Source organism: uncultured Cardiobacterium sp. (assembly GCF_938028185.1).
Classification (GTDB): domain Bacteria; phylum Pseudomonadota; class Gammaproteobacteria; order Cardiobacteriales; family Cardiobacteriaceae; genus Cardiobacterium.
In genome coordinates, this window is record NZ_CALJAH010000069.1 from 21,471 (window position 1) to 33,729 (window position 12,259).

At 54.8% G+C, this 12,259-nt stretch carries 18 protein-coding genes; 13 read left to right on the top strand and 5 right to left on the bottom strand.

Translation table 11 applies throughout. The features are described 5' to 3' along the window. Nucleotides 1-31: 31 nt before the first annotated feature. On the bottom strand, nucleotides 32-619 hold the full coding sequence (locus tag Q0349_RS02210; RefSeq protein WP_366916254.1) for an RNA pyrophosphohydrolase: 588 nt from the start codon (nucleotides 617-619) through the stop codon (nucleotides 32-34). 122 nt (nucleotides 620-741) lie between these two features. On the opposite strand from Q0349_RS02210, the gene Q0349_RS02215 reads away from it, so the two are divergent. After that, nucleotides 742-927, top strand: a complete 186-nt coding sequence (locus Q0349_RS02215; RefSeq protein WP_298079215.1) for a (2Fe-2S)-binding protein — start codon at nucleotides 742-744, stop codon at nucleotides 925-927. Between the two features lie 46 nt (nucleotides 928-973). Here Q0349_RS02215 and plsY read toward each other — a convergent pair whose 3' ends face one another. Continuing rightward, the gene (plsY, locus tag Q0349_RS02220) at nucleotides 974-1,642 is read right to left on the bottom strand and encodes a glycerol-3-phosphate 1-O-acyltransferase PlsY (RefSeq protein ID WP_298079216.1); all 669 of its coding nucleotides are present in this window, start codon (nucleotides 1,640-1,642) and stop codon (nucleotides 974-976) included. A gap of 46 nt (nucleotides 1,643-1,688) precedes the next feature. On the opposite strand from plsY, the gene Q0349_RS02225 reads away from it, so the two are divergent. From Q0349_RS02225 to Q0349_RS02255, 7 genes are all read left to right on the top strand, one after another. After that, on the top strand, nucleotides 1,689-2,051 hold the full coding sequence (locus Q0349_RS02225) for a dihydroneopterin aldolase (RefSeq protein WP_298079217.1): 363 nt from the start codon (nucleotides 1,689-1,691) through the stop codon (nucleotides 2,049-2,051). A gap of 9 nt (nucleotides 2,052-2,060) precedes the next feature. After that, nucleotides 2,061-2,387, top strand: a complete 327-nt coding sequence (locus tag Q0349_RS02230) for a hypothetical protein (protein ID WP_298079218.1) — start codon at nucleotides 2,061-2,063, stop codon at nucleotides 2,385-2,387. Then, complete coding sequence (gene aspS / locus Q0349_RS02235; RefSeq protein ID WP_298079220.1) at nucleotides 2,357-4,153, top strand: aspartate--tRNA ligase; 1,797 nt, start codon at nucleotides 2,357-2,359, stop codon at nucleotides 4,151-4,153. The genes Q0349_RS02230 and aspS overlap by 31 nt, the downstream gene beginning before the upstream one ends. Nucleotides 4,154-4,378: 225 nt before the next feature. Beyond that, nucleotides 4,379-4,927, top strand: a complete 549-nt coding sequence (locus Q0349_RS02240) for a cold-shock protein (protein ID WP_298079221.1) — start codon at nucleotides 4,379-4,381, stop codon at nucleotides 4,925-4,927. Nucleotides 4,928-5,099: 172 nt separating this feature from the next. Next, on the top strand, nucleotides 5,100-5,609 hold the full coding sequence (locus Q0349_RS02245) for a hypothetical protein (RefSeq protein ID WP_298079223.1): 510 nt from the start codon (nucleotides 5,100-5,102) through the stop codon (nucleotides 5,607-5,609). Nucleotides 5,610-5,722: 113 nt separating this feature from the next. Further along, nucleotides 5,723-6,295 (top strand): cold shock domain-containing protein, encoded by a 573-nt coding sequence (locus Q0349_RS02250; RefSeq protein WP_298079225.1) that lies wholly within the window; start codon nucleotides 5,723-5,725, stop codon nucleotides 6,293-6,295. Nucleotides 6,296-6,309: 14 nt separating this feature from the next. Then, entirely contained in the window at nucleotides 6,310-7,254 is a 945-nt protein-coding gene (locus Q0349_RS02255) for an Abi family protein (protein WP_366916255.1), read from the top strand. Nucleotides 7,255-7,310: 56 nt separating this feature from the next. Here the strand turns inward: Q0349_RS02255 and Q0349_RS02260 are convergent, their stop codons facing one another. Continuing rightward, complete coding sequence (locus Q0349_RS02260) at nucleotides 7,311-7,595, bottom strand: type II toxin-antitoxin system YafQ family toxin (protein WP_298079239.1); 285 nt, start codon at nucleotides 7,593-7,595, stop codon at nucleotides 7,311-7,313. Then, a complete protein-coding gene (locus tag Q0349_RS02265) occupies nucleotides 7,588-7,935 on the bottom strand; it encodes a type II toxin-antitoxin system RelB/DinJ family antitoxin (RefSeq protein ID WP_298079228.1) in 348 nt (115 codons plus the stop codon). Before Q0349_RS02265 ends, Q0349_RS02260 begins: the two co-directional genes overlap by 8 nt. 39 nt (nucleotides 7,936-7,974) lie before the next feature. On the opposite strand from Q0349_RS02265, the gene Q0349_RS02270 reads away from it, so the two are divergent. The 5 genes from Q0349_RS02270 (at nucleotide 7,975) to Q0349_RS02290 (ending at nucleotide 11,739) form a co-directional block, all read left to right on the top strand. Beyond that, on the top strand, nucleotides 7,975-8,424 hold the full coding sequence (locus Q0349_RS02270; protein ID WP_298079229.1) for a tetratricopeptide repeat protein: 450 nt from the start codon (nucleotides 7,975-7,977) through the stop codon (nucleotides 8,422-8,424). Between the two features lie 10 nt (nucleotides 8,425-8,434). After that, on the top strand, nucleotides 8,435-9,148 hold the full coding sequence (gene dnaQ, locus Q0349_RS02275) for a DNA polymerase III subunit epsilon (RefSeq protein ID WP_298079230.1): 714 nt from the start codon (nucleotides 8,435-8,437) through the stop codon (nucleotides 9,146-9,148). A 100-nt stretch (nucleotides 9,149-9,248) separates the two neighbouring features. Continuing rightward, nucleotides 9,249-9,830: an RdgB/HAM1 family non-canonical purine NTP pyrophosphatase gene (gene rdgB, locus Q0349_RS02280; RefSeq protein ID WP_298079231.1), complete on the top strand. Its 582-nt coding sequence runs from the start codon at nucleotides 9,249-9,251 to the stop codon at nucleotides 9,828-9,830. Continuing rightward, a complete protein-coding gene (locus Q0349_RS02285) occupies nucleotides 9,827-11,062 on the top strand; it encodes a DUF819 family protein (RefSeq protein ID WP_298079233.1) in 1,236 nt (411 codons plus the stop codon). The genes rdgB and Q0349_RS02285 overlap by 4 nt, the downstream gene beginning before the upstream one ends. A gap of 56 nt (nucleotides 11,063-11,118) precedes the next feature. Then, the gene (locus tag Q0349_RS02290; protein ID WP_298079234.1) at nucleotides 11,119-11,739 is read left to right on the top strand and encodes a hypothetical protein; all 621 of its coding nucleotides are present in this window, start codon (nucleotides 11,119-11,121) and stop codon (nucleotides 11,737-11,739) included. Between the two features lie 183 nt (nucleotides 11,740-11,922). On the opposite strand, the gene Q0349_RS02295 is transcribed toward Q0349_RS02290, so the two are convergent. After that, nucleotides 11,923-12,259, bottom strand: a 337-nt coding sequence (locus tag Q0349_RS02295) for a transposase (RefSeq protein WP_298079236.1), incomplete at its 5' end; no start/stop codon positions are given.

Here is a 12,259-nt window from a genome sequence, read left to right on the forward strand (position 1 = left end):
GCAAGAAAAAACCCCGTTGCCGGGGTTTCAACTAACACTTTGTCGCAAAAGACGGCGCCTTGCCATGTTTGCGTGCTGTTTGTAATGGTGGAGCCGTTTTTACTAATACGTCTGATGGCAACAATCGCGCCAATTCATCCAGCGCCTGCTTGTACACCTTGCGCTTAAAATGCACTACTTCACTCGGTGGGACAAAATAATCAATCCAACACCAGTCATCGAACTCCGGCGGCTGGTTTGACGCATTGAGATTCACCGCCAAATCACCGCTTTCCAGGCGCAGCAAAAACCACTTCTGCTTCTGCCCGATGCACTGCACCATGCCGGGGCGACGCTTGCGGCGATAACGCACCGGCAGGCGGTAATAAAGCCAGTCCGCCGTCTCGCCGAGCAGCGTCACATCCGCCGGTTGCAGCCCCGTCTCCTCGAACAGCTCGCGCCACATCGCCTGCTCGCTCGACTCGCCCGCATTGATGCCACCCTGCGGAAACTGCCACGAATCCTGCCCGCTGCGCCGCCCCCAGAACGCCTGATTGCGCTCATTGAGCAGCACAATGCCGACATTGAAGCGGTAGCCCTGCGCATCAAAAATATTGTTATCCACTAAATCTCTGTTCATGCAATCTATTGTTTCATAAACATTGCTTGCGTACAACGCGCCGCCCGGCAAAAAGGTTTTGACGCCATCACAGATTCACGTTACATTAAAACCCATTAACAACCTTTCTCAACACCATCACCATGTACATTTGTATTTGCCAGGGCATTACCGATCGCCAAATCCTTGACGCCATCGAAAACGGCCACGCCAGCAGCGCGGCGCTGGCGGAAACCCTCGGTACCGGAACGTGTTGCGGACGCTGTCAGGAAACCGTGGAAACACTGGTACAAACCCACGCCAGGCCGAAAGTCTGGCAGGCCGCCTGAAATCGCCCACAAAAAAAGCCCCGCTTGCCGGGGCTTTTTTCATGAATCAATCCTCGTCGTCGTCATCGTCATCATCTCTAAGCGGTTTGCTCTGCCCGAAAGGAATCTCCTCGCCCTTAATCAAACGGTCAATATTGCTGCGATGGCGATAAATCAAAATGGCGACCATAACGAATACCGCCGGACGCAACCAGGTGCCGGAATCGCCCGGCGCATAAAAAATCGTCGCAATCACGGCAAAGCCGGCGGCGCTCAAAGCCGAAAGCGAAGAAATCTTCGTATTCCAGAATATCGCCCCCCAAATACCGGCAGAAAGCAATGCCACCACCGGCGTCCAGCCGAGCAATACCCCGAAAGCCGTTGCAACGCCCTTGCCCCCTCTGAAACCAAAAAAGAACGGATACAAATGACCAAAGAAAGCACCCAGTCCGACCAGCATAATCGTCAAATTATCAATACTCGCCGGGAACATCGGATACAAAACATACTTGAATACAATGACGGGCAAAAAACCCTTAAGACTGTCGCCTGCCAGCGTCAATGCCGCTGCTTTCTCTCCGGCAATACGCAACACATTGGTTGCGCCCGGATTCATTGAGCCCAACGTGCGCGGATCGCCATAACCCATAGCGCGGCAAACAATTACCGCCGACGACAAAGAGCCACAAAAATAACCGGCGAATGCGCCCACAATCCAAAAAAGAAGATGTTGCATAAAAACCTCCGAATGCGATAATTCCCGTTTTTCAGCCCGTAACCCCATGAACTCACAAGATATCATTTACATCCATGCCATCAAGGTACGAACCGTCATCGGCATTTTGCCCCATGAACGCGCCATGAAGCAAACCCTGATTATCGATTGCGAACTGGGCACCGATACCCGTGCCGCCGGCAAAAGCGACGACATTGCCGACGCCCTCAATTACGCCGCCATCTGCGACAGCATCAGCGCATTCGCCGCAAGCGCCAACTACCAACTGCTGGAAGCCTTCGCCGAAGCACTCGCCGCTACCCTCCTCGAACAATACCCGGCCGCAAACATCCGCCTTGCCATCCAGAAACCGGGCGCGCTCGAAGCCACCCGTGAGGTCGGCCTGCGCATATACCGCGAGCGAAACTGAAGCACTATAATGCGGACGCCTGAAAAACCACGGCGCACCAGCCCCTGGCACGCGCTGCTCGCCATCGCCCTCGGCCTGCTTTTGGGCGATCGCAGCGGTGGCCTGATCAGCTACTGGCTCGTCCCGGAAATCATGCGGTTGGAACTCAACTGGCTGGATTACGCGGCCAAAATCCCGCGCCTCCTGCAAACCGACTTCCCGCCGGGCATCAGGAGCACCATCCTGCACGCCAAACTCGCGGGCGCTGCCCTCGGCGCACTCACCGCGTATGCCCTCTACCATACATACCAAAAAAGGAAAAAACCATGTACAGACAACACTATGCGGCAGACGTAACCGAAGCATTGGACGGACAGACCGTCAAAGTCGCCGGCTGGGTACACCGTCGCCGCGACCACGGCGGCGTCATCTTCATCGACCTGCGCGACCGCAGCGGCCTCGTGCAAATCGTCATCGACCCGGACACCGCCGACGCCTTTGCCCTTGCCGAACAAGTACGCAACGAATACTGCCTCGCCATCGAAGGCCGCGTCCGCCTGCGCCCCGCCGGTACCGAAAACCCCGACCTCGCCAGCGGCAAAATCGAAATCCTCGGCAAACAGCTCACCGTCCTCTCCAAATCCGAACCGCTGCCGTTCCAGCTTGACGAAGACAACGTCTCCGAAGAAATCCGCCTCAAATACCGCACCATCGACCTGCGCCGCGAAGTGATGCAAAAAAACCTCATCCTGCGCAGCAAAGTCGCGGCCAGCCTGCGCCGCTACCTCGACGACCACGGCTTCATGGACATCGAAACGCCGATGCTGACCAAAGCCACCCCCGAAGGCGCGCGCGACTACCTCGTCCCCTCGCGCACCCACCCCGGCAAATTCTTCGCGCTGCCGCAATCGCCGCAACTCTTCAAACAAATGCTGATGATGAGCGGCTTCGACCGCTACTACCAAATCGTGCGCTGCTTCCGCGACGAAGACCTGCGCGCCGACCGCCAGCCCGAATTTACCCAGCTCGACATCGAAACCTCCTTCCTTGACGAAGAAGACATCCTGCAAATCATGGAGCCAATGGTGCGCGGCATCTTCAAACAACACCTCGGCGTCGAACTCGCCGACCCCTTCCCGCGCATGACCTACCGCGAAGCCATGCGCCGCTACGCCTCCGACAAACCCGACCTGCGCATCCCGCTCGAACTGGTGGACATCGACGACCTCGTCAAAAACAGCGGCTTCAAAGTCTTTGCCAGCGTTGCCGCGCAAGACAACGGCCGCGTCGTCGCCCTGAAAATCCCCGGCGGCGCCAAACTCACCCGCAAAGAAATTGACGACTACACCGCCTACGTCGCCCGCTACGGCGCCAAAGGCCTCGCCTACATCAAAGTCAATGACGCCACGAGCGTTGAAGGCCTGCAATCGCCCATCGTCAAATTCCTCACCGCCGAAGGCGGCGCGGAAGGCGCGATTGCGCTGGACATCATCAAACGGGTGGACGCGCAAAACGGCGACCTCATCTTCTTCGGCGCGGACAAAGCCAGCATCGTCAACGACGCCATCGGCGCGCTGCGCATCAAAATCGGCCACGACCTCAAAATGCTCACCTGCGACTGGGCACCGCTGTGGGTGGTGGACTTCCCGATGTTTGAATACGACGAAAAAGATGGCCGCTGGTACTCCATGCACCACCCCTTCACCCAGCCGAAAACCGCGAACCTCGACGAACTGGACACCAACCCTGGCGACGTCCTCTCGCGCGCCTACGACATGGTGCTGAACGGCACCGAAGTCGGCGGCGGCTCCATCCGCATCCACCGCGACGAAATGCAACAGCGCGTCTTCAAAAGCCTCGGCATCGGCGAAACCGAAGCACAAGAAAAATTCGGCTTCCTGCTGAGCGCGCTCAAATACGGCTGCCCGCCGCACGGCGGCATCGCCTTCGGCCTTGACCGCCTCATCATGCTGATGGCAGGCGCCAAATCCATCCGCGACGTCATGGCCTTCCCGAAAACCCAAACCGCCTACGACCCGCTCACCGAAGCCCCGTCCGAAGCCTCCGAAGCCCAACTGCGCGAATTGCATATCCGCAAGCGGCAAGTGGAAAAGAGCGAATAACCACTTGACGACGTAGGGGCGGTTAGGACGAAGTCCGTAACCGCCCATGTCTGGAAAAATACCTGCTATCTATAAATTAATCCCCGGCTCATCCCGGTCCAATTAATCGCATAACCAGAAAGCTGCCCTCCCCGGAGGGTGAGAATTGGGATGGGGTTAGCAGACATACCTCAATATCCTTCAAGCACAACCTTCAAACCGGATAAACCAAAAAGGAACGAACAAATGCAAGGAAAAGTAAAATGGTTTAGCGTCGAAAAAGGCTATGGCTTTATCATCCCTGATAACGATAGACGCGACCATTACTTTAATATCAAAGGAATAACAGGCGCAGACCTGCCATCTAACGGGGATGAAGTATCTTTCGATGCAGTTAGTCCCAAAGGAAAACGTGGCCCGGTTGCCAAAAACATAAGAATACTGAAAAAGAACATCCAACAAACCCAAGAAAATGACGATCGGGTAAAATGTGAGTCATGTGGACGAAAAATGGTGCCAAGAATAGTTTTCCGTAATGGTGAACCGGATCATTCTATTTGCCCCTATTGTGCGGAGGTTTACAAAAGATTTGGCTGCTTCATAGCTACTGCTGTCTATGGTGATGCTTATGCCGAAGAAGTTATAGCACTGCGACGCTTCCGCGACGAAACACTTTCTTCCAACGCCTTTGGGCGTGCAATAATCAGAATTTATTATAAAATTTCACCGCCAATAGCCCACCAATTACGCAAAATGCCCCTTACATCACAACTGTTGAAAAAAATATTGGGCTGACTGGCGAATAAATATCAGTAATCATACGTTGAAATCGCATCAGTGCATAATTCAGTATCTCATAATTCACAGAATGCGTTTCGGCGCACTATCTTACAATTAAACCACCGGACAGTAATGTCCGACACATTTTGCCATCAATGGCATCTGCACAAATACAGGAGCACTCACAATGGAAATAGAAAACACTAGCAACAATGAAGAATACTTCAGAAAAGAATACAAAGTATCCTGGGTAGGATATTTTAGGTTTATTGCCATAAATTTTGTTTTGTACTTTATAGGAATGTCAATTGCGACCAGTATATTAGCAGATATTCTAAAACCTATAATAGATAAAGAGACTGTTATATTACTGTTTGTGATAGCCATAATTGCCATATTGGTTCTTGGTATCAAAAATACGAAAGCCCAAAAACTTGTTATTGACCATAACGGTGTTTGGAAATATTCTGGCATTTTTCCTTGGAATAGGGGTAGAAATGGGATTTCTTGGGAATTTATTGAAGATGCTGCTTTTTACGTTGGGTTTATTCCATGGGCAACCAAATCCTACACTGTCATTGTTCGCGGTGGTTACAGAGAACTCAATGAATTCACCGTGAAATACATTAAAAATGGCGATGATGCTGTAGGCTTTATAAACGACTACAGCCGCAAATTAAGGCGTAGCTCACGCTGACAAATTTCCGTCATACTACGATGACAACATTAAACAATCCATAGGGTGCGCCTCGGCGCACCTTTCCAAAAGAACCGTTGGGCAGCAATGCCCGACATCACATTTACACAGTTATGAACCATTACGGGAATATCAAAAAATGGAACGATGAGCGCGGATTTGGTTTCATCCAGGAAGAACAAACCAATACCGAATATTTTGCACATATTTCATCATTTACACTCAAAACACCACGTCCGCAAATTGGGGAACGTGTCATCTTTGATACCATAACCAACGACAAAGGCAGAAAAGAAGCCAAAAATATTTATTATCTTGAACGTCCAAAACTTCAAAACAGACGTGCCGATTCTCAAAAGAATCATCGCGAAACCAGTAATAATAAAATATTACAGTTATTAGAATCTTTGCTCTCAATACTTGTTATTGCGGGTATCGGGTATTTTATCTATAACAAGTTCTTTACAGAAAAATCACCATCAAATATTTCAATATCACCTGCCTCCGTATCTTCAGAACACCGATCTTCACAAAACTACCATTGCGATGGCAGGCGACATTGTTCACAAATGCATTCTTGCGAAGAAGCGAAATTTTTCTTGAAGAATTGCCCAAATACAGAAATGGATGGCGATCATGATGGCACACCATGTGAACAACAATGGTGTACAGGGATTTTTGATTAAATACCAAATTAACGATGCCCTTAATGAAAAACTGGAAAACCTTCCGCGAACAACTGGAACTGCTGAAATCACGCGGATTGCGCGTTGAAAACGAAAAACGGGCATTGGATTATTTGGAGCGTATCGGCTATTACCGCCTGAGCGGTTACGCATACCCCCTGCGGCAAAAAGAAGCAAATAATCCCACCCGCTACAGCGATACCTTCCCGCCTGACGTCAGCTTTGAACACATCCTGCAACTCTACATCTTCGACAAAAAGCTGCGCCTGCTTGCCCTGGACGCGCTGGAACGCATCGAAGTCGCCTTGCGGGTGGACGTAAGCTACAACCTTGGCGCACAAGACCCGCTCGCCCATCACGATTCCAAATACTTCGACCCAAAATTTGACCATGCGGGCTGGTTTGAACAATACGAAAAACTGCTGGAACGCGCGGCAAAGGCAAACAGCGCCATCGTCAAACATCACCAACACAAATACGGCGGCGCGTTACCCATATGGGCAGCGAGCGAAATTTGGGATTTTGGTGCATTGGCCAATCTGTATCGCGGCATGAAGCCGATGGCGCAAGAAAAAATTGCCCATAAATACGGTATTAAAAGCGGCAAACATCTTGGCAACTATCTGCACGGATTTAACTTTATCCGCAATATCGCCGCCCACCATAGCCGCCTTTGGAACCGAAACATGATTGGCCGTCCAACCCTGAAAGGTCTGGCGGATTCTGAATGGAAACATCTCTCTGAAGACAAAATCTTTCCTTCATTCTGCCTGATGCAACTCATGCTGAAAAAAATTTGCCCAAACTCACAGTGGGGCAGTCGCTTCAAAAAGCTGTTACAAGAATTTCCGCCCATCGACAGCCGTATCATCTCCTTGCAAGATTTCGGCCTGACCGTAGATATAGAAAACTGGCCGTTATGGGCAGATAAAAAAGAGCCCCCGGCCTTGAACTCCTGATACGCATATCAGGCAAAACCGGGGGGATTGATGCGGCGGATTATAGCGGAACGTGGCTAAATTCCCAACACCGCATGAGAGCCAAGGCGGACAAGCAACAGTTTGTCCGCCTCCGTTTTTTCATAAAGCAGCACCAAATCAGGGCGAATATGGCAGTTGCGGCAACCGGCAAAATCGCCGCTCATACTATGGTCGCGGTATTTTTCCGCCAATGCCTCATCTTTCTGCAATGTTTCCAGCACGGCATTAAATTCATCCGCCAGCAGAAGCTGCCGGTATTGCCCTTTTAACTCACGTTTCAAATCCCGCTTGAAACGCGATGTTGGCACCACCCTACGCATCATCCAAATCCTGCAACAATTCCGCCATATTGGCATAGCTTTTTAACGATTCCGAACGCGCTTCCTGCAAGGCTGCCAGCGTTTCTTCCCGTGGCGTCAGCACCGGATCAAACGGCAAACGTTTTTCCTGCGCGACGCGGGTCAGCATCAGGCGAATCGCCTGCGATACGGTCATTCCCATTTCTGCCAATACCGTAGCGGCTTCCGCATTGATTTTTTCATCAATGCTGGTTTGTATCACACTATTTGCCATAAAAATACTCCGTTGGATACCGAAAACGAGGCGATTATCCCATCGCGCTGCCGCCCTGTCCACGCACCCGCGCACGCCCGCAGCCATGCTGCTACAATTCGCACCTTTTCCAATACAAGAAAACCCATGACCGAACTCGAACCGCACCTGCACACCCGCATCAACCGCTTCTGCGAAATCGGCGATACCCTCGCCGCAGAAGGCAAATACAGCGATGCCGTCGCCGCTTACCAGTACGCCTGGAACCTGCTGCCCGACCCCAAAGAAAACTGGGAAGCGGCAACATGGATACAGACCGCCATTGGCGATGCCCATTTCCTCGGCGGCAATTACGCCGCTGCGCTGACCGCGCTGGAGCAGGCGATGCGCTGCCCAAATGCCATCGGCAATCCTTTTATCCATTTGCGCCTCGGCCAAACCCAATTTGAACTGGGCAACAAAGACCGCGCCGCCGACGAATTGATGCGTGCCTATATGGGTGCCGGGGCGGAAATATTCGTCGGAGAAGCGCCGAAATATCTGCAATACCTCGGCACCGTTGCCGAAAACATCGAAAAACCCCATCCGCTGCAATAAAGGAAACCCCATGCGCCAAATCATCTTCGATACGGAAACCACCGGCATGAATTTTAATGGCCGCGACAAATCCGAAGGCCACCGCATCATTGAAATCGGCTGCGTTGAGCTGATTGACCGCCGCCCGACCGAGCGTTATTTCCACCGCTATCTCAACCCGGAGCAGGCGATTGATCCGGATGCGATGCGCGTCCATGGCATTACCAATGAGCGCGTCGCCAAGGAGCCGACCTTCGCCGCCGTCCTGCCGGAATTGCTGGAATACCTCGACGGCGCGGATGAGCTCATCGCCCACAATATGCCGTTCGACCAGTCCTTCTTTAACCGCGAGTTTGACCTCGCCGGGGTCGGCTACAAACTGGAAGACCGCTTCCGCCTGCTCGACACGCTGGAGCTGGCGCGCAAAAAAATCAGCGGTATCAGCCGCTTCAGCCTCGACAGCCTCTGCAAATACTACGGCATCGACAACAGCAACCGCACCCTGCACGGCGCGCTGCTCGACTCGCAACTGCTCGCCGAAGTCTATCTGAAGCTCACCACCGAACAGTCCGGCTTCAACTTCGCCGCGCCCGAACCCGCCCCCGCGCCGCAGCCTGCGGAAAGTGCCGCCACCGCCACGTTTGCTCCCGCCGCAGCGGGCAGTCCCGCCGACTGGCAGGCGGTTGAGGTGCCGGAAGACGAAGCCGCCGCCCACCGCGCCATCATGGCGAGCCTGCGCAAATAGTCGTCCTCATTGCCGCATTTCCCGCTTCGCTGATGCAGACTGTATCCGACGCGGAGGGCAGGGGAGGGCGGTATCCTGTTTTCTCACTTGAGCACAACCCATGCACACCATCCTCGCCAGCAACAACGCGAAAAAAATCGCCGAACTCGCCCCCATCCTTGCCCGCTTCGGCATCACCATCCGGCCACAGCGCGATTACGGCATTGATGAAATCGCCGAAACCGGGCTGACCTTCGTTGAAAACGCCCTCATCAAGGCGCACCATGCCGCCAAACAAAGCGGCCTGCCCGCGATTGCCGATGATTCCGGCCTGTGCGTCCCCGCGCTTGGCGGTGCGCCCGGCATCTATTCCGCCCGCTACAGCGGCGAAGGCGATGACGGCAACAACCGCAAACTGCTCGCCGCGCTGGAAAACGTCACCGACCGCCGCGCCTATTACGTCTGCCTCATCGTTTACCTGCGCCACGCCGACGACCCGCTGCCGCTCATCGCGCAAGGCCTGTGGCACGGCACCATTGCCCGCGAGCCGCGTGGCGGCGGCGGCTTTGGCTACGACCCGATTTTTATCCCGGCAAGCCACACGCGCACCGCTGCCGAATACACGGCGGACGAGAAAAACGCCTTCAGCCACCGCGCTAAAGCCCTCGCTGCCTTCGCCGAACAATATCTCGACCTCGCATGAACCCGCTTGTCACCACCCTGCCCGCCGCCTTCGGCCTCATCATGGGCGTCGTCGGCGCCATCTTCTACACCGGCAACAGCACCCATCCCTTCTGGCGGCGCTTCTACACCATCCTTCCCGGCATCGTCCTCTGCTGCTTCATCCCGGCGGGGCTGAACAGCGCCGGCGTCTTCGCCCCCGACCTCGGCGGGCAGATCTACCGCTTTGCCGCCACCTACCTCCTCCCCGCCAGCCTCTTCCTGATGACGCTGTCGATGGACGTGCCGAAACTGCTCGGCCTCGGCTGGAAAGTGCTGGCGATGTTCCTGACCGCCAGCCTCGCCATCATCATCGGCGGCGTGCTGAGCCTCACCATCTTCCACCTCATCGCGCCGGAATGGGTCGATGGCGACCGCATCTGGCGCGGCTTTGCCACCATTGCCGGGAGCTGGATTGGCGGCGCGGCCAACCAGGCGGCGATGAAAGAGCTGTACCACATCGATGGCGAACTGTTCGGCACCATGCTGCTCATTGACGCGACACTCGCCTCCGTCTGGCTCTTTGCGATACTGGCGATGGCGCGCCACGCGCCGCGCATCGACCGCTGGCTGAAAGCGGACACCAGCGGCATCGAACAAGTCATCAAAACCGTGGAAACCTACGAACGCGAACACGCGCGCATCACCACCCTGGCGGACATCATGCAAATGCTCGGTCTGACCTTTGCCGTGGTCGGCGTGAGCCACAGCCTCGGCAACGCGCTCGCCGCCTGGTTCAACCAGTACCCGCTCGCCGCCGAATACAGCCTGAACAGTGCTTTCTTCTGGCAAGTGCTGCTCGTCACCCTCATCGGCCTCGCCCTCTCCTTCACCCCGGCGCGCAAACTCGACCACGCGGGCGCCTCCAAACTCGGCACCGCGCTCATCTATATCCTCATCGCCGCCATCGGTATGCAAATCCGCCTGAACGGCATCCACGAACAATGGCGCCTGCTGCTTGTCGGCGCGCTGTGGATGGGCATCCACATCGCTATCGTCTTCGCCGTCGCCCGCCTCATCCGCGCGCCGCTCTTCTTCCTCTGCGTCGGCTCGAACGCCAATACCGGCGGCGCCTCCTCTGCCGCCATCGTCGCCACCGCCTTCCACCCGGCACTCGCCCCGGTCGGCGTGCTGCTCGGCATCCTTGGCTACACCTTGGGCACCATCGGCGGCTACATCACCGCCGAAATCCTGCGGCACATCGTCGGCACCTAAAAAAGTAGGGGCGGTTAGGCGAAGCCGCAACCGCCCGCCTGAATATTCACAACACCATGCGCCGCACCCTGCCGTTCCAGTACAAAAAACGCTACCGCTGCACCATCACCGTCTTTCGCGGCACGGTCATCAGCACCCAGAAAAACCGCACCGTTTATAGCCGGGACGGCGGCGACACCCGCATTCACAACGAATTTTTCCTGCGCGACAAGGCCAGCGGCAAAGAAGAAGCCATCGAGCTGGAAAACTGGAACCTGTCGCTGCGCGAAGGGCACGACGTCGCCATCGTCTGGATACAGGGCCGAAAAGAAGCGGACGCGCGCCCGGTCGCCATCTACAACTACAGCCTCGGCGAAGAAATCTGGGCAGAAAACCAGCTACCGGCAGCGCTGCAAATCCACAAACCGGTGGCGCTCGTCACCTTTTGCAGCCTGCTCTGGTTTCTCTGGCTGATTCTCTCGCTGGCGCTTGTCCTCAAACTGGGTCTGTGGAAACCGCGCGCGGTCATGGTGCTGATCGGGATGTCATTCTTCCTGATTGCCCTGACCAACCACGTCCTGCTCAACCTCTTCAGCCACGACCGCGACAAGGAAATCCTCGAAGCGCGCGAAGCGCTGCGCCAGACCGTGCGCACCTTCGCCGGGCAGTCGCGTGGTATCCGCCGCTTTGAGGGTTAGGGGGTGTTTCTCTTCACCGCGGCGCACCTTATGGATGTGTGCCGCAGACACGCACGTGGGCTGCGAATTTCACCGCGTGCGTGTCGGCTACGCCGCCACACACCCTACGCACCATCCACAAAAACGCCGCTTGCAGTGGCGTTTTCCTTGTTCCTCAAACCATCACCGATATAGCCATCCACCCTAAATAATATACTCAATAAAAGCCCGCTCCACCGCCTGTAGCAAATCCATTCCCCTGTCCAGCCATTGCCCAACCTTGCATTTGACTGACGACCAGCAACGCTCTATCGGATTGAGCTGCGGTGAATACGGTGGCAAATAGACCAACAAACAGCGCGCCTTCTGCAGAATCGCCTTTATCCTCCCACCTTTGTGAAAAGCTGCATTGTCCATCACCAGCACATGGGGTTGCTTTTGCCCATCTTCATCCTGCGGTAACTGCTCTACCAGTACTTCCAGCCAGTTTTCTACAACTTCCCTCGTACACGCGCCTTCAAATACCAGTGGCTCGATGAAT

Coding starts and splice junctions, on each gene's coding strand:
- Q0349_RS02210 (WP_366916254.1), bottom strand. CDS start 619: ATGAACAGAGATTTAGTGGATAACAATATTTTTGATGCGCAGGGCTAC.
- Q0349_RS02215 (WP_298079215.1), top strand. CDS start 742: ATGTACATTTGTATTTGCCAGGGCATTACCGATCGCCAAATCCTTGAC.
- plsY (WP_298079216.1), bottom strand. CDS start 1,642: ATGCAACATCTTCTTTTTTGGATTGTGGGCGCATTCGCCGGTTATTTT.
- Q0349_RS02225 (WP_298079217.1), top strand. CDS start 1,689: ATGAACTCACAAGATATCATTTACATCCATGCCATCAAGGTACGAACC.
- Q0349_RS02230 (WP_298079218.1), top strand. CDS start 2,061: ATGCGGACGCCTGAAAAACCACGGCGCACCAGCCCCTGGCACGCGCTG.
- aspS (WP_298079220.1), top strand. CDS start 2,357: ATGTACAGACAACACTATGCGGCAGACGTAACCGAAGCATTGGACGGA.
- Q0349_RS02240 (WP_298079221.1), top strand. CDS start 4,379: ATGCAAGGAAAAGTAAAATGGTTTAGCGTCGAAAAAGGCTATGGCTTT.
- Q0349_RS02245 (WP_298079223.1), top strand. CDS start 5,100: ATGGAAATAGAAAACACTAGCAACAATGAAGAATACTTCAGAAAAGAA.
- Q0349_RS02250 (WP_298079225.1), top strand. CDS start 5,723: ATGAACCATTACGGGAATATCAAAAAATGGAACGATGAGCGCGGATTT.
- Q0349_RS02255 (WP_366916255.1), top strand. CDS start 6,310: ATGCCCTTAATGAAAAACTGGAAAACCTTCCGCGAACAACTGGAACTG.
- Q0349_RS02260 (WP_298079239.1), bottom strand. CDS start 7,595: ATGCGTAGGGTGGTGCCAACATCGCGTTTCAAGCGGGATTTGAAACGT.
- Q0349_RS02265 (WP_298079228.1), bottom strand. CDS start 7,935: ATGGCTGCGGGCGTGCGCGGGTGCGTGGACAGGGCGGCAGCGCGATGG.
- Q0349_RS02270 (WP_298079229.1), top strand. CDS start 7,975: ATGACCGAACTCGAACCGCACCTGCACACCCGCATCAACCGCTTCTGC.
- dnaQ (WP_298079230.1), top strand. CDS start 8,435: ATGCGCCAAATCATCTTCGATACGGAAACCACCGGCATGAATTTTAAT.
- rdgB (WP_298079231.1), top strand. CDS start 9,249: ATGCACACCATCCTCGCCAGCAACAACGCGAAAAAAATCGCCGAACTC.
- Q0349_RS02285 (WP_298079233.1), top strand. CDS start 9,827: ATGAACCCGCTTGTCACCACCCTGCCCGCCGCCTTCGGCCTCATCATG.
- Q0349_RS02290 (WP_298079234.1), top strand. CDS start 11,119: ATGCGCCGCACCCTGCCGTTCCAGTACAAAAAACGCTACCGCTGCACC.